Consider the following 23,307-nt stretch of genomic DNA (forward strand, 5'->3'; position numbering starts at 1 on the left):
AGAACCCCGAATAAGGAATAATCCTTAATTCATTTCAGGATTATTAATTCCATCTAAAACCTCTCGGCAATATTCTTTTTTATAGGCTTCATCATTACTTAATGACTTAACCAAAAAATCAGCATTTTTCCAACCATTATCCCAATGCGTATCGAATTCTGACTGTTCATCCTTTAATGCTCTAGTTAATGAGTCTTTTATTTGTTTTTTATATTTATCAATTTTCTCATTGGTTGCCCCACAAACATCATGTGCAACACGAGCATTTGAGCCAGAAAAACCTATTGCTGAAATTGCCATCGCTTCATTTGATTTGTCGAAATCATTCGCATATGCCACAGCATTAGATAAAGCGAATATGACAAGAGCAGGTATGATTTTTTTGTATGAAATCATCTTTCACCTCTAACTCATTGATTGTTCATGGGGTCAGTTTGGATATCGAAAATTATTGTACATTAAGGCTGCTTTTTAATCAGTCTCAACTTCTTTATAGAAGGCCTAAATGCGACAAACTTGGGAAGTACTGTAGCCTGTCGCGTCTGCTGTTTCTCGGATGCTCAGTTTCTTAATCTGTCGGTAGTACAGGACTTTCTGATGTCGTTCCTGATCTGCCTGCTTTCCCCGGTATCTACCCAACGTATGCGCCCGTTCAATTCCCGGCTTTTGCCGTTGGCGGCGACTTGATCGTTCCGTCCGCGCGCCACAGCAGCAGGCAGGGGGCGCGCAGGTTCGGCCAGCACAATCAGCATCCGTCGCTACAGCGGCGACGGCCGGCGGACGTTAACCGTTGCCACGATGTCACTCCTCTCTCTTATAGATGAGGACATGCAGGCGCAGCCGGTCGGCATCAACACGTTCATCCATTATTGTGCCCGGATAGCCCTGCAGCGCCAGACCGTACCAGAAACTCAGAATGGCAGAAGGCTTACCCAACTCTAGGGTGTAACCCATCCCGCCCTGGTTCAGATTGCATTTTTTAATCGCATCTTCTGCTTCCCGGATCAGCTGCGCATAGCTGAGTGAAAAATTCAGTGCCTGATCCATCCTGCTCGCTCCATCTCACCGCTGGCGCGCACGAAGTAGGTGGCGTTGGGGTGCCGCACCAGCAGTTTGCCGATATCCAGCCGGCTCTCGACATAGTCCTGCGCCGGGGAGGGAAAACCGCAGGCCACGCGATCGGCAAACAGCGGTAACGTTAGGGGCTCACCTGGTGAAAAAGCATACAACCTTGAATTGCTCAGCATAATCATAACCAAACTGTATATTTATACAGTAAAACATAAACAAAACGCGAACGCGTGCAACCCCCTATCCCCCTGCAGATCGCGCTTTGCCGCGTAATATAATAATTTTCTGAGCGATTTTTTTTTACGCCTGCTAAGTGTTTCACTGCCCCTTGCACACACGTTATCCACCAAAACTGTGGATAATCTGCAGGGCGTGATTCCCTACGCGAGCGGGATCAGAATCCTGTATAATCCCCACACCTGCTAATAAGAATTCATCCTCGTCGGCGCCTCGTCACCGACGGTCACGAGAACGTTATGAACAAGCACCTGCTCTTCGCAGAAACCGACGATATCAAACAGGAATGCCTGTCGCGCCACGCGGTCTGGCAGCGCAACGATCTGGCACAGGCGCAGCAGGATTGGCTGGCGGAAGAAGTGCCGGTCGCCCTGGTGTACAACGGCATTTCCCACGTGGTGATGATGGCGACGCCAAAAGATCTGGCGGCCTTCGCCATCGGTTTTTCGCTGTCCGAAGGCATCATCACCTCCCCCGACGATATCTACGACATCCGTCAACAACCGGCCTGCAACGGCATTGAAGTGCATGTAGAGCTCTCGAGCCGCCGCTTTATGCAGCTGAAAGAGAAGCGCCGCAGCCTGGCCGGCCGCACCGGCTGCGGCGTCTGCGGGGTCGAGCAGCTGCAGGAGGTTGCTCAGCCCATCGCACCGCTGCCCTTCACCCAACGTTTCGATTTGGCCCAACTCGACCGGGCGTTGGCTCAACTGCAGGAAGTGCAAACGGTGGGAAAACTGACCGGCTGCACCCATGCGGCGGCCTGGATCCAGCCGGACGGCGCACTCAGCGGCGGATGTGAAGACGTCGGCCGCCATGTGGCGCTCGACAAACTGCTGGGTTACCGCAGCCAACAGGCCTGGTCGCAAGGGGCGGCGCTGGTCTCGAGCCGCGCAAGCTATGAAATGGTGCAAAAGTCCGCCATGTGCGGCGTCGAGATCCTGTTCGCCGTCTCCGCCGCCACCCGTCTGGCGGTGGAAGTGGCCGAGCGCAGCAACCTGACGCTGGTGGGCTTCAGCAAACCGGGGCGCGCCACCGTCTATACGCACCCGCAACGGCTCTGGCAATCGACAACGGCGGCATAGCGCCGCCGGATAAGAATCGACTATTCTCAATAGCAGGACACCAGGAAGCACCCACGTTATGATAATTCGCCCGCACCAGAACTGGTTTTTTCGCCTGTTCGCCTGGCACGGTTCCGTGCTGTCAAAAATTACCTTTCGCCTGTCGCTGAACGTGCTGATGTCGATAGTGGCGGTGATCAGCTACCAATGGTACGAACAGCTCGGCGTGCATTTGACCATTGCGCCGTTCAGCCTGTTGGGCATCGCCATCGCCATTTTTCTCGGCTTTCGCAATAACGCCGGCTACAGCCGCTTTGTCGAAGCGCGCAACCTGTGGGGCTCGCTGCTGATTACCGAACGCACCCTGCTGCGCCAGATCAAAAGCCTGCTGCCGGACGAACCGGCGGTGCAGCAAAAGGTCGCCAAGCTGCTGATCGCCTTTAGCTGGAGCCTGAAGCATCAGCTGCGCGGCACCGACCCCACCGCCGATCTGTACCACAATCTCACCGGCAACGAGCTGGCCGAGGTGATCGCCAGCCCGATGCCGACCAACCGCATCCTGCTGATGCTGGGCCAGGAAATCGGCAAATTGCGCCGTCAGGGCCTGCTGAGCGACATCACCTTCGGGCTGATCGACGATAAGCTGAGCGAACTGTCTCACACCCTCGGCGGCTGCGAACGGCTCGCCAGCACCCCGGTGCCGTTCGCCTATACCCTGATCCTGCAGCGCACCGTTTACCTGTTCTGCAGCCTGTTGCCTTTTGCCCTGGTGACCGATCTGCATTACATGACACCGTTTGTTTCGGTGTTCATTTCCTATACCTTCTTATCCTGGGACTCACTGGCCGAAGAGCTGGAGGATCCGTTCGGCGTGTCGGCCAACCATCTGCCGTTAAACGCCATTTGCAACACCATCGAGCGCAACCTGCTGGAAATGAACGACCAAAGCCCGCTGCCACCGCCGATGAAACCCGACGAGCACTTTAATTTGATCTGATCTATTTCACCCGAACACACTGGAGCCGAATGCAATGAATGCAAATAACACCCCGCCGCAAGCCGTATTCACGCCGGTCACGCGCCATGCCATTTTCATCGTCGCCACCCTGTCGCCCGTTCCCGCCCATCTGGCGGCGGTGCGCGCCTGGTGCGGCGATATCGCCGCCGTGGTACGTTCGGTCGGCAAACGCGCGCCGGCGGGCAATCTCACCTGCGTCTGCGGCTTCGGCTCCGAGGCCTGGGATACGCTGTTCGGCGCGCCGCGCCCTCGCCAGCTGCATCCGTTCAGCCCGATCGGCAGCGGAGAACGCGTTGCGGTCGCCACGCCTGGCGACATCCTGCTGCACATCCGCGCCGATGAAATGGATCTGTGTTTTGAACTGGCCTCTCAGTTGACCGCCAAGCTCGGCGACGCCGTGACGGTGATCGAGGAGGTGCACGGCTTCCGTTATTTCGATCAGCGCGCCATGATCGGCTTCGTCGACGGTACGGAGAACCCGGAGGGGCACGAAGCCTTCGACTACACGGTGATCGGCGACGAAGACGCGGCGTTCAGCGGCGGCAGCTATGTGCTGGTGCAGAAATACCTGCACGACATGCAGGGCTGGAATTCGCTCAGCGTGGAAACGCAGGAGAAGATCATCGGCCGCCATAAACAGTCCAACATCGAGCTGGATGAAGCGGTCAAACCGTCGTCGTCGCACAGTTCGTTGACCACCATCACCGACGAGCAAGGCAACGAGGTGAAAATTCTGCGCGACAACATGCCGTTCGGCCGCCCCGGCCTGCGCGAGTTCGGCACCTACTTTATCGGCTATGCGCGCTCCCCGCAGCCGATCGAGCAGATGCTGGAAAACATGTTTATCGGCCGCCCGGCTGGCAACTACGATCGGCTGCTCGATTTTAGCCACGCGGTGACCGGCACCCTGTTCTTCGTGCCTTCCGCCCCGCTGCTGGAAGCGCTGGCCGATCGCAGCGGCGCCGAACTGCACTAACGCCTCTTCGGCGGCAATGCCTCCCCCCGCGACTTATACTGAATTAACGTTGCGTTATTGAGGGGGAGGCGCCATGCCGCTCACATTCAAACCGTCGGAAAGACTCTCCATCGGCACCGAAATAGAGCTGCAGCTGGTCGATGACGAGCACTACGATCTTACGGATCGGGCTGACCGGGTGGTCAGCGCGGTCGGCGACCGCCGACGCGTCAAACATGAGCTCACCAAGTCGATGGTGGAACTGAACAGCTCGGTGCACCGCGATCTCGATGCGCTGCACGCCGAGCTGCGCGCCCTGACCGATACCGTCCGGCGTAGCGCACGGCGCCTGGGCTGTGACGTCTGCGGCGGCGGCCGCCACCTGAGCAACGACTGGCGCAAGCAGGTCATCAGCGACAACGCGCGCTACAGGCAGCTGGCCAGCCGTTTTGGCTATCTCTCCAAGCTGGCCTGCGTATTCGGCCAACACATCCACCTCGGCGTCAACGACGGAGACGAGGCGATGTACCTGTGCCATGCGCTGACGCCCTATTTTCCGCAGCTGATCGCGCTCAGCGCTTCGTCACCGCTGTACCAGGGCGTCGATACGCGCTTTGCCAGCTCCCGTTTCAGCGCACAGAATTCTTTCCCCAATTACGGCTGCCTGGAACACATCTACAGCTGGCGCGAATTCAACGCCTACTATGACCGGCTGCATGCCGCCGGCGTCATCGACAGCGTCAAGGATATTTACTGGGATGCGCGGCCGAAACCGGAGCTGGGCACGGTAGAGATCCGCATCTGCGATACGCCGCTGCGCCTCGCGCACGCCACGCTGCTGGTCGGCTACTGCCGTCTGCTGGCCGATTTTCTGTTGCAACACCGCACGCCGATCGCGCCGGAGTACGATGCCTTCACCAACTACAACAAGCTCAACGCCTATCGCAGCGGTTTCGCCGCCGAATACGTCGATCCCGCCACGCTGCGCCGCTGCAGCCTGACTGCACATATCCTGCACACCCTCGACACGCTGAGCGGCTTCGCCGAGCGGCAGGAGGATCGGGCCGTGCTGCAGGCGGTCGAGCGCCATGTGCGCCGGGGCGTCAGCGATTCGGAGCATATCCGCCAGATGTTGCACAACGGCCTGCCGCAAACCCAGGTCATCAAACGCCTGTGCGATGAGCTGTTGCAACCGGCAAGTTAAGTTTCGGCTATCGATTCCATACGCCAAAGCGGCTGTTCATTATGTGCTCTTTCGCTACAATCGTGAGCACTGACATTCACCGTATCGAGGACACTATGTACAATTTCTCCCGCTATCAGGCAAAAGAACTGGCGCTGGCTTACATGAGCGGCAAAAAGCACGATCTGTCGCCGCAGGAGTTTTTGCAGCAGTTGAAAAGCAGCGAAAGATCGTTTGAGCACCTGCTGAAACACGGCAGTGAAATGCCGCGTGACGTGCTGGTCAAAAGCTTCTGAACGGCCGGTCGCCGGCCTCTTTCCATCTACGCCGCCGGTGGCGGGCCTGACAGGTCCGCGCATTCCCGGCCGTCTCTCTCCCTTTCTCTTCGCCCCCGACGTTTCGCCTCCACCGACCAAAACCCGGAAAATTCGCCTTTAGAGACGAATTATTGACATATTCGTATTCAGGTGCGAATTTATAGTCATCCTCCATCCACAACGGATCACGCCATGCCGACGCCAATCAGCGTAATCAGCGGCGATCTGGTCGATTCTCGCCGGTCAGACACCGTCAACTACCTCAACGGGCTGCACAGCCTGCTCGATCGGCTGCAGCGCGACGGACGGCTGCGCCAGGTGGAAATCTTTCGCGGCGATGCCTTCCAGGCGCAGGCCGCGCCGGAGGACGGGCTGTTGCTGGCGGTGTATATTCGCACTGCGCTGCGGGCGATGGGCGCCGCGCACTGGGATGCGCGCATCGCCGTCGGGCTGGGTAGCCAACGGCCCGACGCCGCCGGTTACGGTAGCGCCTTTATCAACTCCGGCAGCGCGCTGGACGCCATGACGAAAAATTGCCGCCTGGCTCTGAAAACCGACAACGATCGGACAAACGCCATTGTCAGCGATCTGCTGCCGATGTTAGATCATGTCATTGGCCGCTTGTCGCAGACCGAAGCGCGCATCGTCCAGGCGAGAATGTTCGCCGACAGCGGCGCGGCCGTAGCCGAGCAGCTGCAAAAAGCCGCTTCCACGGTCTCCGCCACGCTCAAACGCGCGGCCTATGAGGAGATCATGCGGTTTATTCACGCCATTAACAGGATCGTCTGACTATGGATCTGACCTATGCGCCTTTACTGGCCTGGCTGTTGATCGTCCATCTGCTGGCGGATTTTCCACTGCAGCCGCTGAGTTGGGTGGAAGATAAAATCCAACATCGCGCGCGTTCGCGTTTTCTGCTGTTGCACGCGTTGCTGCATGGGGTGCTGGCCGCCTGGGTGGTGGCCGGTTTCGGCCTGCTGCACGGCGGACTGTCTTCACTGCAGGTGCTGGTCAGCCTGCTGGTTATCGCCGTCAGCCACTACCTGATCGATTTGCTGAAAGTCACCGCCATGATCCGCCTGAGCCCGGCCCGCAGCTTTCTGCTCGATCAGGGATTGCATCTGGCGGTGATCGCCTTGCTGTGGCTGGGGCTGACGCCGAATGCCGGTGAACTGCTCGCGGCGTTGGGACGGCAACTGGGGAGTTGGCAAACCGGCCTGGTGCTGGTGGCCTACAGCCTGATTTATCTGCCGATGAGCCTGCTGATTGGGCAACTGCTGGCGCGCTGGACGCCGCAAATGCCGCCTTCGGCCAAGGCCGACAACGATTCGCTGCTGCGCGCGGGCAAACAGATTGGCTATCTGGAAAGAACGCTGATCCTGACCTTTGTGCTGCTGGGGCAAATTCCGGCGATCGGCTTTTTGCTGGCGGCCAAATCTATCTTCCGTTTCGGCGATCTGCGCCAAAGTGACGATAAGATGCGTACCGAGTATGTGCTGCTCGGCACGCTGTTTTCCTTCACGCTGACCATCATGCTCGGCCTGCTGGTCAACAAACTGCTGTAGCGGTGCGGGGGCGAAGAATTTCGCCCCCGAAGTGAACGCCGAGGCGGCTTAGAGCCACTCGCCGAAGCGGCGGATATAGAAACGCTTCATCAACTGTGCGACCACGCAGTAGCTGACCAGCGTAGCGGCCAACCACGGGAAGTATTCCCACGGCAGCGGCTGCAAGCCAACCAGGGCGCCGAGCGGCGAGAACGGAATGTAGATGCCGAGCGCCATCACCAACCCGGTGGTCAGCAAGACCGGCAACGCCGCCGTGCTCTGAATGAACGGGATCTTCTGGGTGCGCAACATATGCACCACCAGCGTTTGCGACAGCAGCCCCTCAATGAACCAGCCGGACTGGAACAGCGCCTGGTGTTCCACGCTGTTGGCGGCGAACACGTACCACATCAGCGCATACGTCGTGATATCGAAGATTGACGAGGTCGGCCCAATCCACAGCATAAAGCGCCCGATGTTTTTGGAGTCCCACTTGCGCGGTTTGCGCAGAAACTCTTTGTCCATCTTGTCCCACGGCAGCGACAGCTGAGAAATGTCGTACATCAGGTTCTGAATCAACAGGTGGATCGCCAGCATCGGCAGGAACGGGATGAAGGCGCTGGCCACCAGCACCGAGAACACGTTGCCGAAGTTGGAGCTGGCGGTCATGTTCAGGTACTTGATGATATTGCCGAAGGTCTCGCGCCCTTTGATTACCCCCTCTTCCAGCACCATCAGGTTCTTTTCCAACAGGATGATGTCCGCCGACTCCTTGGCGATATCGGTACCGGTGTCGACCGAGATGCCGACGTCGGCGTCGCGCAGCGCCGGCGCATCGTTGATGCCGTCGCCGAGGAAGCCGACGGTATGGCCGTTGGCCTGCAGCATTTTCAGCACCCGCGATTTTTGCAACGGCGTCAGCTTGGTGAAGACCGTGCGCTGTTCCACTTCGCGCGCCAGTTCTTCGTCATCCATCTGTTCAATCCGCAGCCCGGAGAGCGGCTCGCCCGGCTCCAGCCCGACGTCGCGGCAAATCTTGCAGGTGATCACCGGGTTGTCGCCGGTCAGCACCTTCACCGTCACGCCATTTTCCTGCAGCGCGGCGATCGCCTGCTGAGCGCTCTCCTTCGGCGGATCGAGGAAGGTCAGCAGCCCTTGCACCACCATATCGCGCTCGTCGGCCACGCTCAGCGGTTCGGCCGGGCGTTGCGCGTCCAGCTCGCGCGTCGCCAGCACCAGCACGCGGAAACCGTCTTCGTTATATTCGCGGGCCAGCGCCTGCAACGCCGCACGGCGCGCGTCGTCCAGCACCAGCGTCTGATCGCCTTCGCGCACGTGGGTGGCGATCTCCAGCATCTCCTCCACCGCGCCCTTACAGATCAGCTGCTGGCAGCCATTCTCATCCGCCACCACGATCGACAAACGGCGGCGCACGAAATCGAACGGCAGCTCATCCACCTTGCTGAAACGCCCCAGGGCTTCAATCCCCGGTTTGCCGCGGCCAAAGCGGATCACCGCCTGATCCATCAGGTTCTTCATGCCGCTCTGATGGAAGCTGTTCAACCAGGCCAGGTGCAACACCTCGTTATCTCTGGCGCCGTTGACGTCGATGTGGTGCTCGAGAATGATGCGGTCCTGGGTCAGCGTGCCGGTCTTGTCGGTGCAAAGCACGTCCATGGCGCCAAAGTTCTGAATGGCGTTCAGACGCTTCACCACCACCTTACGACGCGACATGGCGATCGCCCCTTTCGCCAGGTTGGAGCTGACGATCATCGGCAGCATTTCCGGCGTCAGGCCGACCGCCACCGCCAGCGCGAACAGCGCCGCTTCGCTCCAGTCGCCTTTGGTGAAGCCGTTGATCAGCAACACCACCGGCACCATCACCAGCATGAAGCGAATCAACAGCCAGCTGACGCTGTTCACCCCGCGATCAAACGCAGTCTGCGCCCGTGTCCCGACGATCGACTTGGCCAACGAGCCGAAGTAGGTGCGCCCGCCGGTCGCCACCACCACCGCCGTAGCGGTACCGCTGGCGACGTTGGTGCCCATCAGACAGATGTTGGAGAGCTCAAGCAGCGCGTTCTCGCTGGACACTTCCCCTTCGCTCGACTTCTGCGCCACGTTGCCCATCGCATCGTATTTCTCGATAGGGATCGCCTCGCCGGTCAAAATCGCCTGGCTGATGAACAGATCGCGCGAGGCGATAAGACGCACGTCTGCCGGCACCATGTCACCGGCGGAGAGCTGGATGATATCCCCCGGCACCAGTTCGCGGATCGGCACTTCCAGCGTCAGCGGATGCGCGCTGTAGCTGCTGCGGCGCAGCACCGTGGCGGTAGTGCGCACCATCGATTTCAGCGCTTCCGCCGCTTTGTTGGTGCGGTATTCCTGCCAGAAACGCAGCAGCCCGCTCAGCGTGACCATGGTCAGGATGATAATGACGCCGGTGAGTTCAGTTTCTTCACCGCTCTGGAGCGGCAGCCAATAATCGGTAAAGAAACTGATCGCAGCCAGCACCATCAGCACGAAGATAAACGGGTTGTTGAAGGCCTTGATCAGCTGGATCAGGGCATGCGGCGCCTTGTCATGGGCGACCTGGTTGGCGCCGAACTGCTCCAGCCGATCATCGGCGTCGTCCTGGGTCAAGCCGTTGCGGTTGCACTTCAGGTTCGCCAGCGTTTGAGCGATGCTGTTGGTGGCCTCTTGCGCAATGGCGTAGGTCACCGCGTCTTTATCACGGCGACGCGTTCTTTCATTAATCTGAGTCATAACGCTATTCTCTTATTTTAGTTCTGCGCACAGCGAAGCCCCGCCCGATAAACAGGTGACTATGCGCAGCTTGGAATTTTTTATTAGCGTGACTAAATGGCGGAATTACCCTGTCGCCACGCTGGAATCATTTTCCTTCCGGGGTCATCGTCCATAACACCTCCTTAATGTTCAGCGTTATTCAAGGCGTGCATGAATAAACCTGAACATATAATCAAGTTAATCAATATTTATATCATTAATCAGACCGGTAATTCGGACGCGACGCGCCAGCGAACGGCGCTCACGCTTTTTTCCAGACTGACGCGGCAGACAATGCCTTCGATTTCTTTTTGCGCGGCCGGCGTAGCGGTAATTTCCGCGCACACTTCCAATTGCCCCGGGCTCGAAATATCGGCGCTGCGCAAGGATTGCAGCCGCAAGGCGACGCCGTTCAGCGCCTGCAGGATCAGGGTGCGCACCAGAATTTCGTCCTGCTCGCCGCAGGTCACCTGAATGCGATAGCACAGTTCCAGATCGGTCGCCTGCTGATGCGGCTGCAGATTGATGCGCTGCGCGGCTTCGCGCAGCAGGATATTGGCGCACAGGATCACCAGCGTAGCGACCACCGCATCCCAATGCTGGCCCAGGCCGCACAGTACGCCGATCCCCGCCGAACACCACAGCGTGGCGGCGGTATTGAGGCCGCGAATATTAAGCCCTTCACGCATGATCACGCCGGCACCGAGGAAGCCGATACCGGATACGATCTGCGCCGCCACGCGGCCGGCGCTGGCCGGATCGGTGGACATGGAGCTGAGAATAAAGACCGCCGCGCCGGTCGCCACCAGCGCATTGGTGCGCAGGCCGGCCATGCGTTGGCGCCACTGGCGTTCGGCGCCAATGACCGCGCCCAGGCACATCGCCAGCAATAAATTCAAAACGAAAGGAGTCATAGCCATGACTGTCCCCTTAATTAACCGCAGGAGATAAAATCATGTGCTGTTTAGCACACGCGAAATCGCGCTGAAAATAAATCAGCGAATCAGCGTGCTGTGCCTGGAGGGAAAAGGCTGTGGCTGCAGAATACCATAATAACGTCCAACTCAATTCACCTGAAACCGTCAGGCATCAGGAAACGTTTCTTATTCGGGTATGCACAGCTCAGAAATAACTGGAGAGGGGTGCTGCCCGCCGATAACGGCAAGCAACAAATCAGAAGAGAATTGGTCAGCTTGCCTTATTTGTTTTATTACAACTACAACTGTCCAATTGGGTTTCTCCACTGAAATTTTGGCTGAGTATAGTGACGTCGGGTAATGAAGTAAAGGCTAATTTATTAAACGAAAAATAAACTGGAATACGGCGTTTATATTTCGATGTCACAAATAGAAGATGGCGACATTGGGCGACAGTGCGCTTATCGGTAAACTGCCCTCTTTCATCTTCCAAGGACGCCCCTGATGAAACAACGGTTTTCCCCGCTCGCGCTGGCGCTGCTCATCAGTTTTCCCGCCGATGCCTTACTGCTGCAGCAAGGCGACGTGCAATTTGAACTCGACCCTGCCACGCTGCATATCGCCGCAGGCCCGGTGCCGATCAATCTGGCGAAGCCTGCGCAGCAGGTAACGGATCTTACCGCAACGCCACGACGCGCCAGCTGGCGATGGCCGCAACGCGCAATCAACGTCAGCGCCCGTCTGGAAGGCGGCGATCTGCGCCTGAGCTTCAGCAGCGATCGGCCGCAAACCCTGAACTGGTATCATATGCCGCAGGGGGAAACGCTGCTGTTGCCGATCGGCGAAGGCAGCCGCATCCCGCTGGACAACGCGGTCTGGCGTCATTACCTGACGACGGAAATGACGCCGCTGGATACCAACTGGGATCTGAAACTGCCGCTGTGGAGCCTGCAACACCAGGGTAAGGTCTACAGCTGGCTGATGTTGACGCCGTTCAGTAACCAGATAGCCTTCGCCACCGCGCAGGAAAAGCTGGCGATGCGCGCCAGCCACCAATTCAATCGCTTCAATCAACAACAGGCATTCGAGGTGCTGCTGCACGTCGGCAACGCCCCGCTGTCCGGCGCCCGCCGTTACCGCGACTATCTGCAACAAAACGGCCGGTTCAGCAGCCTGCGCGAGAAGATCAAGCAGGCGCCCGAAGGCGAAAAGCTGATCGGCGCTACCCATATCTATCTGTGGGGCGACCAATTGCTGGCGGCGGAAGATGTCAAGGATTGGCCGGGATTACTGCACTACTTCGCCTCTCCCGCCGCCGAAGCGCTGCGGCAGAAGATGGACGCCGAGAGCAGAAGCTTGCTGCTGCGGCTGGCGGGAAAAACGCCGGAGGGCTGGCAACAACAGCCCCTGATCGACGGCATCAACCGGGCGTTGACGGCGCAGTTCGCGCTTGGCGCGACGCCGGATGACGCCAACTTTCTGCAGGCGCAACAGCGCCAGGCCGCCGCAGTGCGGGCGCTGGCGCAACGGGAGCTGGGACGCTGGTTAACCCCAGCGGACGGTTGGGGGCAAGGGTTGGCCAAACCGTTGATCGACGCGCTGCGCCAGGCCGGTTTGCCGCGCCTGTGGTTGGGCACCGATAACTGGACCGCCGCCTTCCTGCACCCGCAAGCGGTAGCCGCCGCCAAAGCGGCCGGTTATCTGATCGCCAGCTACGACTCCTACGATACCGCCATCGCGCGCGGCGTCAACGACAGCTGGCTCACCGCGCAGTTGCCGACGACGCTGCGGGAATCCTGCGCCATCGTGCGTGCAGACGGCAGCAGGAAACCCGGCTTCGGTAAACAGGGTTATTACCTCAATCCAGGCTGTGTCCTGCCCTATTCTCAACAGCGCATGCGCGAACTGGTGCAATTGGCCGGGTTGAACAGCCTGTTTCTCGATGTGGACGGCACCGGCATGGTGTCCGACGACTATCAGCCCGACCACCCAACCGGCGCGGCGCAGATGGCCGAAGCCCGCAACGCCCGGCTCGCCTGGTTCAGCGCCACCCTTAAGTTGCCGCTGGGCTCAGAGGATGGCAACGCAGTGACCGCGCGCAGCCTGATGTTCGCCCACGGCATGGAAACCTGGGGATTCGGCTGGGGAGATAAACAGATGAATCAGGATAAATCCTCGCCCTATTATCTCGGCGCTTGGTGGCCCAACGCCCAACCGGCGTTTTTCTTCCGCCCCGCCAAAGTGAAACAGCCCTACCGTACCGTCGAATTCGATCCGCGTTACCGCCTGCCGCTGTATCAGGCCGTTTTCCACGATGCTATCGTCAGCAGCCACCACTGGAATTACGACAATCTGAAGTTCAGCGACGTTCAGACCACCCGCAGCCTGCTCAGCCAGCTGTACAACACCGCGCCGATGTTCCACCTGAGCCGCACCACTCTGGCGGCGCGCTTACCGGCGATAAAACGCGCCGATGCCGCCTTCCGGCCGCTGCATCAAGCCTTGTGGGATAAAGCGTTAACCGACTTCCGCTGGCTCGATCGGGACGGCTGGGTGCAACAGACGACGTTCAGCGACGGATCGACCCTGACCGCCAATTTCAGCGCGCAACCTTTCGGCGGCGTGGCGCCCCACAGCGTACGCGCCAAACTGGCCGACGGCCGCACTCTCGACGTCGCACCTTAGCAAGGCCGCCGACAGTGGGCTACGCTAGGCTATATTTCCGTTTACCCACAAGGAGCGGCCGATGACTCCCCTGATCCACACTCTGCTCGACGAGATTTGGCAAAGCCTCGGGCAATGCCCTGCCCCCGCCGATCGCCTCACCGTAAGCGGCACCGGCGCATTGCCTTCGGCTTTTCCCGTGACCGAATTGGCCACCGCCGCCTGGAGCGCCGCAGGTTTAGCCTGCGCCGAGCTGCTGCGGCGCGAGGGCGCCGCCGCGCAGCAGGTTTGGGTCGATCAACGCCTGGCCTCGCTTTGGTTCGGCTGGACGCTACGCCCGCTGGGTTGGACGCTGCCCGCCGCCTGGGACGCGCTGGCCGGCGACTACGCCACGGCGGACGGCTGGATACGCCTGCATACCAATGCGCCACACCATCGGCGAGCGGTGGAACAGGTGCTGGGCCCGGCATCGAAGAAAGGCGCGCTGGCGGAACGTGTGCTGGCCTGGAAAAAAAGCGAGCTGGAGGAAGCGGTGATCGCGGCCGGCGGCTGCGCAGCCCAAATGCGTTCGGCGGCCGCGTGGCGACAACATATTCAGGGTAAAAGCGTGGCGCTCGAACCGCTGATCCACACCGCATTGCAGCCGGAAGCGCCATCGCCCGGCTGGACGCTACCCGTCGCCCGGCCGCTGCACGGCGTGCGGGTACTGGACCTGACGCGCATTCTTGCCGGGCCGATCGCCACGCGTTTTCTCGCCGGCTTGGGCGCCGACGTGCTGCGTATCGACCCTTACGGGTGGGATGAGCCCGGGGTCGAACACGAAGTGATGTTGGGCAAGCGCAGCGCGCGCCTCAATCTGACCAATGCGCGCGATCGCCATACGTTTGAGCACCTGCTGAGAAACGCCGACGTGATCGTGCACGGCTACCGCGCCGGCGCGCTGGAGAAACTGGGCTATGGCGCGGAGGAAAGGCACGCGCTGGCGCCGGGCCTGATCGACGTCTGCCTGAATGCCTACGGCTGGAGCGGGCCGTGGCGCACCCGGCGCGGTTTCGACAGTCTGGTGCAGATGAGCTGCGGGCTGGCGGAGGCGGGCATGGTTTGGCGCAGCGCCAGTTTGCCGGTGCCGCTGCCGGTACAGGCGCTGGATCACGCCACCGGCTATTTGATGGCGGCGGCGGTGCTGACCGGTATGACGCAGCGCCTGTACCGCGGCACCGGCTATCGCGCGCGCTTGTCGCTGGCGCGGACGGCGCAGCTGCTGCTGGCGCATCCCTACCCGACGCATTATCGGCCGGAACCGCTGACACCGGCCGAAAGCACCGACGAGAACCCTGAAACGGAACTGACTTACTGGGGGGCGGCGCAACGCCTGCGCACGCCGTTGAGTCTGCAGGGCACGGCGCTGCAATGGGCGCTGCCGGCGACCCCGCTCGGCACCTCGCAACCGGAATGGCTACGCCGCTAAATCGCCGCCAACTGCTGCTGAAGCCACTGCAGCAAGCGGGTGACCGCCGGCGTCAACCCGGCGGTCTGCGGCCATGCCAGATAAACGTCGTCATCGCTCAGGCGACAGGGCGCGGCCAAGGCCACCAGCCTCCCCGCGTCGAGGGCATCCTGCACCAGCAGCTTTTTCGCCAACGCAATGCCAAACCCTTGCTCTGCCGCGCGAATCAATAATCCGGCATCGTTGAACAACGCCTGTTGCCGCCCGCATAACGGGCGCCCCTGCGCGTTGAACCAGTCGCGCCAGGGACTGACGTCGTGCTCGAGCAACGGAATATCGCCACCGTTCTCGAAAGCCGCCCCCCATTCTCGCGCCATATCCGGCGAAGCGACAGGCAACACGTCCCCCGAGGCGATGCGCTGCGCCTGCAGCCCCGCCCATTGACCGCTGCCGATGCGGATCGCTGCATCGAACCCCCGCTGCGACAGATCCTGCAGCGCCAGCGACGCATCGATATCCAGCGCAATATCGGCACAGGCCTCATGAAAAGCCGACAGACGCGGCAGCAGCCAGTAATGGGCAAAAGACGGCAACACGCTGATGCGGAGCGTCTGGCTTGCCGCCGCTCGCCGGGCGCGGGCGACGCCCTGCTGCAGCGCCTGCAGCGCCGGCTCTACCGCCGCCAGCAACTCTCGCCCGGCGGCATTCAGGCGCACACCGCGCCCGCGCCGTTCAAACAGCGGAGAGCCGACCGCCTGCTCCAACAGCTGAATTTGCTGGCTGACCGCGCCGTGCGTCAAATGCACCTGTTGCGCCGCAGCGCGCAAATTTTCCAACCTGGCGGCGATCGCAAAGGTCGGCAAGACATGCAAGGGAATGCGTTCACTCATCATTGGTTAACCAGGCTATCCAAAAAGGTTATTTTTCATCGATTTTGACCGGCAGGCAAATGTTCTATGTTTACCCCATCATCCCTGACGCTTTCGGAGCCGCCATGCACCCACGTTTACAACAGGACCTCGCACAGTTTCCGCAGATCCTCGATCACACCCGCCAACTGGCGGAAGATTTCCTGGCTGGGCTGCAGCAACGCTCGGTCTGCCCACCGCTCGAGCATCAGCAGCTGCAACCGGGCGACGATCGGCTCGACGAAAACGGCGAAGGCGCCCTGGCGGCGCTGGAGCGCTTTTGGCAACGTTATCAGGCCGGCATTTCCGCCAGCGCCGGCCCGCGTTATTTCGGCTTCGTCACCGGCGGCGGCACCCCGGCGGCGGTCGCAGCGGACTGGCTGGTTAGCGTGACAGACCAAAATAGCCTGCTCAGCCATGATACCATCGCAGCCACGATCGAGCTGGCGGCCGTGACGCAATTGAAATCCCTGCTGGGCCTGCCGGAAACGTTCAGCGGCAGCCTGGTCAGCGGCGCGACCATGGCCAATTTCACCGGGCTGGCCATTGGTCGGCAGTGGCTGGGGCAACAGCGCGGCGTGGATATCGCCCAACAAGGCCTGGCGGCGTTGGGCCCGATCCGGGTTCTTGGAGCCAATCCGCATTCCAGCAGCGTGAAGGCGCTCAGCATGCTCGGTATCGGCCGCGAGGCATTGACGATCGTCGCCAGCCTGCCGGAGTCTGAAGCCATGGATATGGCGGCGCTGGAGCGGCAGCTGGCCGCTAGCGCAGGCCAGCCAACGTTGGTACTGGCCAGTGCCGGCACGGTCAATACCGTCGCTTTCGACGATCTGCCGCAACTGCTGGCGCTGCGAGAGCGTTATCCATTTTGGCTGCATGTCGATGCGGCATTCGGCGGCGTGGCGGCCTGCTCGCCGCTCTACGCCCCAAGGCTCGAGGGCTGGCAGCATGCCGATTCCATCACCGTCGATGCGCACAAATGGCTGAACGTGCCTTATGACAGCGCGATCCAATTTACCCGCCATCTGGATCTGCAGATGCAGGTATTTCAGAACCATTCGGCCTACCTGGAAGCACCGACGCTGCGGCCAGACAACTATCTGCATCTGACGCCGGAAAATTCGCGCCGCTTCCGCGCCCTGCCGCTTTGGCTGACGCTGAAAGCCTATGGCCGCAGCGGCATACGAGATATCGTCGAGCGCAATGTCGAACTGGCGCAGGCGCTGGGAGCGGCGTTAGCGGCCGAGGACGGTTTCCATCTGTTGGCGCCCGTGAATATGAACGTGGTGTGCTTTGCCCTCAGTCATCCACAGGGCGACAGCGAAGCGGCGCGCGATCGCTTTCTCGAACGCCTTAGCCGGCATGGGGTGGCGCGTTGCACCCCTACGCGTTATAACGGCCAGCCGGGGATCCGCGCCGCGCTGGTCAACTGGATGACGGAGGAACAGGACATTCGCCTGACGCTGGACTCGCTGCGCCATTGCCTGGCGGAGACGGCCTAAACGCCTGGCGCGTCACCCGGGCTGGAAGGCCTGCAAACGCCGTTCTTGCCGCCCGTCGTCGCCGATGTTATCCGGCGACAGCCAGGCGGCAAACGCCGAGCGCAGCGCCGGCCATTCTCCATCGATGATCGACAGCCAGTCGGTGTCGCGCGTGCGTCCTTTGACGACGACCGCCTGACGGAACGTGCCCTCATAGCGAAAGCCAAAACGCTCGGCGGCCTGACGCGAAGGCAGATTGAGGCTATCGCATTTCCATTCGCAGCGCCGGTAACCCAGATCGTCAAACAAATGGCGCAGCATCAGGAAAATGGCCTCGCTGCCGAGCGCACTGCGCTTCATCAGCGGGGACCAGTTGATGGTGCCCAGTTCAGCCGCACCGTTGGCGGGATCGATGCGCAAAAAAGCGCAGGTTCCTACCGCGCGCCCGTTCGCCTGATCGATCACCACCATCGTGCGCCTGTCGGCGCTGGACGCCAGGGCCTGCAGGTAATGCTGAAAATCCTCGCGCGTCTGCGGCCGCGCCCAAAACAGATAGGTCCAGTCGCGGTCGTCCTCGGCGGTTTGATAAGCCCGATAAAGCTCGTCGCCCCAGCGTTCGAGGTTCAGTGGTTCCAGGCGGCAAAACCGCCCTGACAGTAACGCTTGCCCGGGCATGCCTGCCGGCTGCCAATGAGGGAGGGCATCGCCTATCGGCTGCCCATATTGATTTTGTCTCACCGCGACATCCTGTTTTTGAAAGGTGCAAGAGCAAATTAAAACCGGCGCGTGTCAGAAACAACTCCGACCTGCCGCCGCCCCTGCCGACCGGCTGGCAAGACGATAGTTTAGAAAAATCACTCAATCACCGATAATCATTCACACAAATGATTTCATATGAAATAAATATCCACATAACCTATTGTAAAATGGTGATTTATGGCAACAATTAAGCTACACATTCCGGCAATAATGTTAACTTTTGTTTGTTGTTATGATAAAAACAGAAGCGCTTATCATTAGCGAAAGGTGCCAAGACAATCACAAGTCAATGATTTTTATGATTAAAAATAGAATAACCCAGGAGTGAGTGCTTTTTGAGCACTTAAAAAGCACGCTAAAAGACTTCAAAAAAAAGACACATGAATTTTTTTTAAGACTTTTCCTAGCAAACTAAAATTTTGTTTCGTGACATGATGAACAGATTATCAGCAGACAATGCCGGCAGGCGCAGGCGCCAAGTGCGAATCAGCCCCATCATGCCGACGCCGGGCGAGTAGCGGATCGCTCTGACTTAAGCCAAACTTATAGATTCATGCGATTAATAAGTTTAGTATGAAAATATCATTGAGTGCCGTCGTGTTTATTGATAGAACACTCGCTACACTGAATTATTGTTCCATTTTGCCTTTCGGCTTTTTAGGCTTTTTCTCATATTACCGCAGTAAAACGGATTTAAGTGGGGGTGCGATATGCCAACGATTATCATGGATTCATGTAGCTATACCAGATTGGGGTTAACCGACTATCTGACTTCGCATGGCGTGAAGAAACGCCATATTAATGCCATCGAGGACATTGACAGCCTGCATGAAAAATGCAGTAAGTTGAATCCTAGCCTGGTGTTTATTAACGAGGACTGCTTCATCCATGAAGCAAACGCCACGGAGCGAATAAAACGGGTGATTTCACTGCACCCGGATACGTTATTCTTCATCTTCATGGCTATTACCAATGTACATTTCGACGATTATTTATATGTTCGCAAGAACGTCATCATATCGTCAAAATCCATCAAACCAGAGACTATGAATCAGCTACTTAGTCATTATCTCGAGAAAAAATCCCTACGGGTGGAGAAATCCTCTCTGGATCAAACGCCGGTGACGCTGAGCCAAACTGAATCGAACATGTTACGCATGTGGATGTCAGGGCAAGGCACCATCCAGATATCAGACCAGATGCAAATAAAGGCCAAAACGGTCTCTTCCCACAAGGGAAACATCAAGCGGAAAATAAAAACGCACAACAAGCAGATCATTTACCACGTTGTCCGTTTGACCGACACATTGACTAGTGGAATATTCGTCAATAGCCGCTGAACCGTAGAGAACGCCCCCACTTTGTTTACCCATCGTTAAATATCCGGTGATAACGTAATCCGGTTCTCAAACGCTGGGATAACCAAAAGAATACCTGCTGCGTTATCCCCCGCTAGCGCAACGGGTATTTTTATGTCGTCGATAAAAAAATTCTTACCGCATTGAAATAATCTCAAAATAGACAGTTTCGTTAGAAAATTAATGAGATTATTCGAAGTTACTGCCCGGGCGCGCCGCAAGGCTCCACAAAAGTGCCGTCACGGCTGTCGATTTCATTAAAAAACCACACGCCCGCCGGGTAGTCCTCAAGAGACACCAGATACATGGTACCTTCGTTGAAGACCTCTACGGCCAGAATGACGCCTTCGCGCCGTGGGCCGCCATCTGTTTTTACCGTCACTCGATCGTTAACCTGCATACCCTTCCCCATTCTTTGCGATTGGCATCAGTGTATTACAAAACCCCGGGTGAAGGACACCGCCCCAGCCCTGCCGGTCTCTGCTATCAGCGTAGCAGCCGCCTGGATTTTCACTTTCTTAACGGTTTGACCGCAGAATCTTAAGCCGTCCTCGCGTAACCTGTCTTCAGGCGTTTCCCCCCAGAGAAGCGCTTGCAAATGAAGAAGTAACAAGGAACTTTTGCCCGCAGACTTGCGGGCTTTTTTTTATGCGCCGTCAAATTGCAGGCATAAAAAAACCCGCCTCGGCGGGTTTTATTCAATCAGCGGTAGACGCCAATTAGATAGCGGTAACGTTAGCCGCAGATGGACCTTTCGCACCGTTCTCGATAGAGAACTGTACGTTCTGGCCTTCAGCCAGGGTCTTGAAGCCTTGATCCTGGATAGCAGAGAAGTGTACGAATACGTCTTTGCTGCCGTCTGCTGGGGTGATGAAACCAAAACCTTTAGCTTCGTTGAACCACTTCACTTGACCTTTGATCATGTTGGACATGTCTAATTTCCTTCAATAATAATGTTAGCCGCCATGGGCGAGATAGCCGGTCATCAGTTACTTATGGAGGCACTGGAAAGGAAATTCGTCAGAGAAGGGCTATCCGGGATAACGCTTTAAATTTGAACTACTTTACTCAAAATGTCGTGCATAAATAGGTCTGTACCACAGGCCGACATCATTAACTCACGAGCGAGCGGCAATAGCAACCTTTTTCGCCGTGCAGGGGCGTTAATCTCGGCTAAACGCACAGGATTTGACCCCGTCTGCCTACGGGATCGCCAGCTGAATCCCCATTACGCCGCAGGCAAATGATAGTAATTCTCGTTTTACTGTTTTATAGTTGCCCGGCGTAATCATCCAGGGAGACCCACCATGCCGAGATGGCTCACATTACCGGCCGCCAGCGCCGCCGCCCTGCTGGCCTTTGCCGCTTACAGCGCTCCGCTTGGCGCGCTGGAGCTGAATTATCAAGCCCCCGATCCCAGCGTCGCCCCTGCGCCCAAGCCGCCGACGTCGCCTGGGCCCGCGCCCAAGGCCGAGAAACCGCCGATCACTTGGGCAGAGGCGCGAGATAAAAACGGTTTTCGCGTCGACATCGAGTGCGATCATCCGGGCTGCAGCAAGCCGCGCACCAAACCTTATCCCGCGTATGACGGCCCGGTGAAGAAAACCGATCGCCGCCGCCAATCCGATCCTTATTCCACCAACCAGGATCCCGATTACAACATTCAGTTAGGCTATGAGTGGTAATGACGCTTTCGGAGAATGCCTATACCTCACGCAATCACGGCCGCTTAGAATGGCGTCAGTTCACCACTCCTCCTGGTGTTGAACATGACAAGCTGTGTTGCAAATCTTTATGCGCCTCCCTATAGGCGCTTTTTTTTGCCCTTCTCGCATCTCGCCTTTCCGATTACAGATTGGTCTCATTGCCCTGCAAAGTGATGAATGTCACAAATACGCCTCCTTGCCATTCTTATTCGGAGGTGATGTTCATGGCCACAGGATCTCTTACCCTCCTGGCCGTCTTGGCCGGCATTGCGGGCTATGCGCTCTATAAACACTTCAAATCTCAGAAGAAAAGTGCATTCGTCCGCCCGCACGATCGGTAACCGACAACGCATTTTCACCGCGAAGGCGCGGCACGCCGCACGCCGCGCCTGCGGTTACCGTCATCCTTTCATCACAAAACTGTCACAATATGGCCATATGATGATTAGCGATTATCCGTTCTGGCTTAACACCAAGGATTTCGCCCATGACCATAATTAAAGCTGCAAACCACCAGGAAGCAGAAAAGCTCATCCGCGCCGGCACAGCCAAGAAAATCGAACTGGCTTACGACATCGGCAGCGACGATTTCTTCCAGCTTGCCAGCCTGTGGTGCGATAAAGGCGCCAAGATCTCCAAAGGAAAAGAACACTTTATCGTTTCATTGAAAGGGTTCCGCATCCCCCCTAACGATTGATGCCCAGCCGCCCATCGCGGCGGCGTCTCCTTCTCTTCCTCGCAAAACCGCTCTATTCGACCACGCGCACCTCATTCGATTTCGCTAAGCTAACAGCAGACTTTATTGTGGACGCGCCACCTGATAACCGCGTCCGCCACGATGAGGAGAGTAACCATGTCAACGAATGCACCGCTGCCCGACACGATGAAAGCGATTGAGATCAGCCAACCCGGCGCCCCCGAGGTTCTGGTCGTCGCCGAACGTCCGGTGCCGGTTCCGCAAGCGGGCCAACTTCTGGTGAAAATCGCCGCCGCTGGCGTTAACCGCCCCGACGTGCTGCAACGTCAGGGGAACTATGCGCCACCGCCCGGCGCCTCGGATATTCCCGGCCTCGAAATTGCCGGCGAAGTGGTGGCCATCGGTGAAGGCGTGACCCGCTTCGCGATCGGCGATCGGGTTTGCGCCCTCATCGCCGGCGGTGGCTATGCGCAATACTGCGCCGTGCATGAAAGCAATGCGCTGCCGGTTCCGGCGGGCCTGAGCCTGACCGAGGCCGCCGCGCTGCCGGAAACCTTCTTTACCGTCTGGGTCAACGTGTTCCAGCGCGGTCACCTCAAAGCCGGCGAGACCGTGTTGATCCACGGCGGCACCTCGGGTATCGGCACGGTCGCCACCATGCTGGCGAAAGCCTTCTGCGCCCAGGTGATCACCACCGTCGGTTCAGAAGAGAAGCGTCAGGCGAGCCTGGCGCTGGGCGCCGACGTGGCGATTAATTACCGCAACGAAGACTTTGTCGCCCGCACCAAAGACGCCACTAACGGCAAAGGCGCCGACGTGATCGTCGATCTGATCGCCGGCGACTATGTGGCCAAGAACTATCAGGCCGCAGCGATGGAAGGCCGTATCGTGCAAATCGGCACGCAAAACGGCGTGGTAAAAGAGCTCAACCTGATGCCGCTGCTCTTGAAACGCTTGACCCATACCGGTTCGACGCTGCGTTCGCGCAGCGTCGCGGACAAAGCGCAGATTGCCGCCGAGCTGCACGAGAAAGTTTGGCCGCTGCTGGAGCGCGGCGTGCTGAAACCGCAAATCTTTAAAACCTTCCCGCTTGAGCAGGCGGCCGCCGCGCATGCGCTGATGGAATCCAGCGAGCACATCGGCAAAATCATGCTGACGTTCTGAGACCTTTCCCCGCAGCGGGGCTGTGGGGAA

The 23,307-nt window shown here is 58.5% G+C and carries 22 protein-coding genes and 2 pseudogenes; 14 read left to right on the forward strand and 10 right to left on the reverse strand.

Translation table 11 applies throughout. From position 1 onward, the window contains the following. Positions 1–24: 24 nt before the first annotated feature. From ACUTQY_RS02810 to ACUTQY_RS02825, 4 genes and pseudogenes are all read right to left on the reverse strand, one after another. Positions 25–396 carry a hypothetical protein gene (locus tag ACUTQY_RS02810; RefSeq protein WP_128868515.1) on the reverse strand — a complete coding sequence of 124 codons (372 nt, stop codon included), beginning with the start codon at positions 394–396 and terminating at the stop codon, positions 25–27. A gap of 105 nt (positions 397–501) precedes the next feature. Continuing rightward, positions 502–684: pseudogene (locus ACUTQY_RS02815) on the reverse strand (resolvase); the annotation flags it as partial. Positions 685–801: 117 nt separating this feature from the next. Further along, a complete protein-coding gene (locus tag ACUTQY_RS02820; protein WP_033650831.1) occupies positions 802–1,047 on the reverse strand; it encodes a hypothetical protein in 246 nt (81 codons plus the stop codon). 14 nt (positions 1,048–1,061) lie between these two features. Next, positions 1,062–1,253 (reverse strand): annotated as a pseudogene (locus tag ACUTQY_RS02825) (DNA polymerase V); the annotation flags it as partial. A gap of 294 nt (positions 1,254–1,547) precedes the next feature. Here ACUTQY_RS02825 and fdhD point away from each other — a divergent pair. From fdhD to ACUTQY_RS02860, 7 genes are all read left to right on the forward strand, one after another. Further along, the gene (fdhD, locus tag ACUTQY_RS02830) at positions 1,548–2,390 is read left to right on the forward strand and encodes a formate dehydrogenase accessory sulfurtransferase FdhD (protein ID WP_033643581.1); all 843 of its coding nucleotides are present in this window, start codon (positions 1,548–1,550) and stop codon (positions 2,388–2,390) included. A 58-nt stretch (positions 2,391–2,448) separates the two neighbouring features. Next, complete coding sequence (locus ACUTQY_RS02835) at positions 2,449–3,366, forward strand: bestrophin family protein (RefSeq protein WP_033643582.1); 918 nt, start codon at positions 2,449–2,451, stop codon at positions 3,364–3,366. 34 nt (positions 3,367–3,400) lie between these two features. Then, entirely contained in the window at positions 3,401–4,363 is a 963-nt protein-coding gene (locus ACUTQY_RS02840; protein ID WP_033643584.1) for a Dyp-type peroxidase, read from the forward strand. Between the two features lie 73 nt (positions 4,364–4,436). After that, positions 4,437–5,546, forward strand: coding sequence for a YbdK family carboxylate-amine ligase (locus ACUTQY_RS02845; RefSeq protein WP_033643586.1), 1,110 nt, complete (start codon positions 4,437–4,439; stop codon positions 5,544–5,546). A 95-nt stretch (positions 5,547–5,641) separates the two neighbouring features. Then, the gene (locus ACUTQY_RS02850; RefSeq protein WP_004935085.1) at positions 5,642–5,821 is read left to right on the forward strand and encodes a hypothetical protein; all 180 of its coding nucleotides are present in this window, start codon (positions 5,642–5,644) and stop codon (positions 5,819–5,821) included. A gap of 213 nt (positions 5,822–6,034) precedes the next feature. After that, positions 6,035–6,631 carry a hypothetical protein gene (locus tag ACUTQY_RS02855; protein WP_046687361.1) on the forward strand — a complete coding sequence of 199 codons (597 nt, stop codon included), beginning with the start codon at positions 6,035–6,037 and terminating at the stop codon, positions 6,629–6,631. A 2-nt stretch (positions 6,632–6,633) separates the two neighbouring features. Beyond that, the gene (locus ACUTQY_RS02860) at positions 6,634–7,407 is read left to right on the forward strand and encodes a DUF3307 domain-containing protein (protein WP_033650823.1); all 774 of its coding nucleotides are present in this window, start codon (positions 6,634–6,636) and stop codon (positions 7,405–7,407) included. Positions 7,408–7,455: 48 nt separating this feature from the next. On the opposite strand, the gene mgtA is transcribed toward ACUTQY_RS02860, so the two are convergent. Both mgtA and ACUTQY_RS02870 read right to left on the reverse strand, forming a co-directional pair. After that, positions 7,456–10,155: a magnesium-translocating P-type ATPase gene (gene mgtA / locus ACUTQY_RS02865; RefSeq protein ID WP_046687362.1), complete on the reverse strand. Its 2,700-nt coding sequence runs from the start codon at positions 10,153–10,155 to the stop codon at positions 7,456–7,458. Positions 10,156–10,397: 242 nt separating this feature from the next. Continuing rightward, positions 10,398–11,096: an MgtC family protein gene (locus ACUTQY_RS02870; protein WP_025303346.1), complete on the reverse strand. Its 699-nt coding sequence runs from the start codon at positions 11,094–11,096 to the stop codon at positions 10,398–10,400. Between the two features lie 501 nt (positions 11,097–11,597). Between ACUTQY_RS02870 and ACUTQY_RS02875 the strand changes: the two genes are divergently transcribed. Both ACUTQY_RS02875 and ACUTQY_RS02880 read left to right on the forward strand, forming a co-directional pair. Continuing rightward, complete coding sequence (locus ACUTQY_RS02875) at positions 11,598–13,778, forward strand: glycoside hydrolase (RefSeq protein WP_033643590.1); 2,181 nt, start codon at positions 11,598–11,600, stop codon at positions 13,776–13,778. Between the two features lie 61 nt (positions 13,779–13,839). Next, positions 13,840–15,225: a CoA transferase gene (locus ACUTQY_RS02880; RefSeq protein ID WP_046687364.1), complete on the forward strand. Its 1,386-nt coding sequence runs from the start codon at positions 13,840–13,842 to the stop codon at positions 15,223–15,225. On the opposite strand, the gene ACUTQY_RS02885 is transcribed toward ACUTQY_RS02880, so the two are convergent. Further along, on the reverse strand, positions 15,222–16,097 hold the full coding sequence (locus ACUTQY_RS02885) for a LysR substrate-binding domain-containing protein (RefSeq protein WP_033643592.1): 876 nt from the start codon (positions 16,095–16,097) through the stop codon (positions 15,222–15,224). The genes ACUTQY_RS02880 and ACUTQY_RS02885 overlap by 4 nt on opposite strands. A 101-nt stretch (positions 16,098–16,198) precedes the next feature. On the opposite strand from ACUTQY_RS02885, the gene ACUTQY_RS02890 reads away from it, so the two are divergent. Continuing rightward, positions 16,199–17,614 carry a pyridoxal phosphate-dependent decarboxylase family protein gene (locus tag ACUTQY_RS02890; protein WP_046688509.1) on the forward strand — a complete coding sequence of 472 codons (1,416 nt, stop codon included), beginning with the start codon at positions 16,199–16,201 and terminating at the stop codon, positions 17,612–17,614. Between the two features lie 12 nt (positions 17,615–17,626). Here ACUTQY_RS02890 and ACUTQY_RS02895 read toward each other — a convergent pair whose 3' ends face one another. Then, positions 17,627–18,268, reverse strand: a complete 642-nt coding sequence (locus ACUTQY_RS02895; RefSeq protein ID WP_046687365.1) for a GNAT family N-acetyltransferase — start codon at positions 18,266–18,268, stop codon at positions 17,627–17,629. 794 nt (positions 18,269–19,062) lie between these two features. On the opposite strand from ACUTQY_RS02895, the gene rcsA reads away from it, so the two are divergent. Then, positions 19,063–19,692, forward strand: a complete 630-nt coding sequence (rcsA, locus tag ACUTQY_RS02900) for a transcriptional regulator RcsA (protein ID WP_019453510.1) — start codon at positions 19,063–19,065, stop codon at positions 19,690–19,692. A gap of 217 nt (positions 19,693–19,909) precedes the next feature. On the opposite strand, the gene dsrB is transcribed toward rcsA, so the two are convergent. Beyond that, positions 19,910–20,110, reverse strand: coding sequence for a protein DsrB (gene dsrB, locus ACUTQY_RS02905; protein ID WP_033643594.1), 201 nt, complete (start codon positions 20,108–20,110; stop codon positions 19,910–19,912). A gap of 319 nt (positions 20,111–20,429) precedes the next feature. Next, positions 20,430–20,642, reverse strand: coding sequence for a transcription antiterminator/RNA stability regulator CspE (gene cspE / locus ACUTQY_RS02910; protein WP_004935122.1), 213 nt, complete (start codon positions 20,640–20,642; stop codon positions 20,430–20,432). 375 nt (positions 20,643–21,017) lie between these two features. Between cspE and ACUTQY_RS02915 the strand changes: the two genes are divergently transcribed. From ACUTQY_RS02915 to ACUTQY_RS02925, 3 genes are all read left to right on the forward strand, one after another. After that, positions 21,018–21,395 (forward strand): hypothetical protein, encoded by a 378-nt coding sequence (locus ACUTQY_RS02915; protein WP_033643595.1) that lies wholly within the window; start codon positions 21,018–21,020, stop codon positions 21,393–21,395. A gap of 508 nt (positions 21,396–21,903) precedes the next feature. Then, on the forward strand, positions 21,904–22,113 hold the full coding sequence (locus ACUTQY_RS02920) for a hypothetical protein (protein ID WP_004935132.1): 210 nt from the start codon (positions 21,904–21,906) through the stop codon (positions 22,111–22,113). Between the two features lie 156 nt (positions 22,114–22,269). Then, positions 22,270–23,277, forward strand: coding sequence for an NAD(P)H-quinone oxidoreductase (locus ACUTQY_RS02925; RefSeq protein WP_046687366.1), 1,008 nt, complete (start codon positions 22,270–22,272; stop codon positions 23,275–23,277). Positions 23,278–23,307 lie beyond the last annotated feature (30 nt).

The sequence above is a fragment of the Serratia sp. TSA_130.1 genome, from assembly GCF_052691795.1.

Bases quoted from the DNA above. Each gene is read 5' to 3' on its own strand.
- ACUTQY_RS02810 (WP_128868515.1), bottom strand. From the start codon at position 396: ATGATTTCATACAAAAAAATCATACCTGCTCTTGTCATATTCGCTTTA.
- ACUTQY_RS02820 (WP_033650831.1), bottom strand. From the start codon at position 1,047: ATGGATCAGGCACTGAATTTTTCACTCAGCTATGCGCAGCTGATCCGG.
- fdhD (WP_033643581.1), top strand. From the start codon at position 1,548: ATGAACAAGCACCTGCTCTTCGCAGAAACCGACGATATCAAACAGGAA.
- ACUTQY_RS02835 (WP_033643582.1), top strand. From the start codon at position 2,449: ATGATAATTCGCCCGCACCAGAACTGGTTTTTTCGCCTGTTCGCCTGG.
- ACUTQY_RS02840 (WP_033643584.1), top strand. From the start codon at position 3,401: ATGAATGCAAATAACACCCCGCCGCAAGCCGTATTCACGCCGGTCACG.
- ACUTQY_RS02845 (WP_033643586.1), top strand. From the start codon at position 4,437: ATGCCGCTCACATTCAAACCGTCGGAAAGACTCTCCATCGGCACCGAA.
- ACUTQY_RS02850 (WP_004935085.1), top strand. From the start codon at position 5,642: ATGTACAATTTCTCCCGCTATCAGGCAAAAGAACTGGCGCTGGCTTAC.
- ACUTQY_RS02855 (WP_046687361.1), top strand. From the start codon at position 6,035: ATGCCGACGCCAATCAGCGTAATCAGCGGCGATCTGGTCGATTCTCGC.
- ACUTQY_RS02860 (WP_033650823.1), top strand. From the start codon at position 6,634: ATGGATCTGACCTATGCGCCTTTACTGGCCTGGCTGTTGATCGTCCAT.
- mgtA (WP_046687362.1), bottom strand. From the start codon at position 10,155: ATGACTCAGATTAATGAAAGAACGCGTCGCCGTGATAAAGACGCGGTG.
- ACUTQY_RS02870 (WP_025303346.1), bottom strand. From the start codon at position 11,096: ATGGCTATGACTCCTTTCGTTTTGAATTTATTGCTGGCGATGTGCCTG.
- ACUTQY_RS02875 (WP_033643590.1), top strand. From the start codon at position 11,598: ATGAAACAACGGTTTTCCCCGCTCGCGCTGGCGCTGCTCATCAGTTTT.
- ACUTQY_RS02880 (WP_046687364.1), top strand. From the start codon at position 13,840: ATGACTCCCCTGATCCACACTCTGCTCGACGAGATTTGGCAAAGCCTC.
- ACUTQY_RS02885 (WP_033643592.1), bottom strand. From the start codon at position 16,097: ATGATGAGTGAACGCATTCCCTTGCATGTCTTGCCGACCTTTGCGATC.
- ACUTQY_RS02890 (WP_046688509.1), top strand. From the start codon at position 16,199: ATGCACCCACGTTTACAACAGGACCTCGCACAGTTTCCGCAGATCCTC.
- ACUTQY_RS02895 (WP_046687365.1), bottom strand. From the start codon at position 18,268: ATGCCCGGGCAAGCGTTACTGTCAGGGCGGTTTTGCCGCCTGGAACCA.
- rcsA (WP_019453510.1), top strand. From the start codon at position 19,063: ATGCCAACGATTATCATGGATTCATGTAGCTATACCAGATTGGGGTTA.
- dsrB (WP_033643594.1), bottom strand. From the start codon at position 20,110: ATGCAGGTTAACGATCGAGTGACGGTAAAAACAGATGGCGGCCCACGG.
- cspE (WP_004935122.1), bottom strand. From the start codon at position 20,642: ATGTCCAACATGATCAAAGGTCAAGTGAAGTGGTTCAACGAAGCTAAA.
- ACUTQY_RS02915 (WP_033643595.1), top strand. From the start codon at position 21,018: ATGCCGAGATGGCTCACATTACCGGCCGCCAGCGCCGCCGCCCTGCTG.
- ACUTQY_RS02920 (WP_004935132.1), top strand. From the start codon at position 21,904: ATGACCATAATTAAAGCTGCAAACCACCAGGAAGCAGAAAAGCTCATC.
- ACUTQY_RS02925 (WP_046687366.1), top strand. From the start codon at position 22,270: ATGTCAACGAATGCACCGCTGCCCGACACGATGAAAGCGATTGAGATC.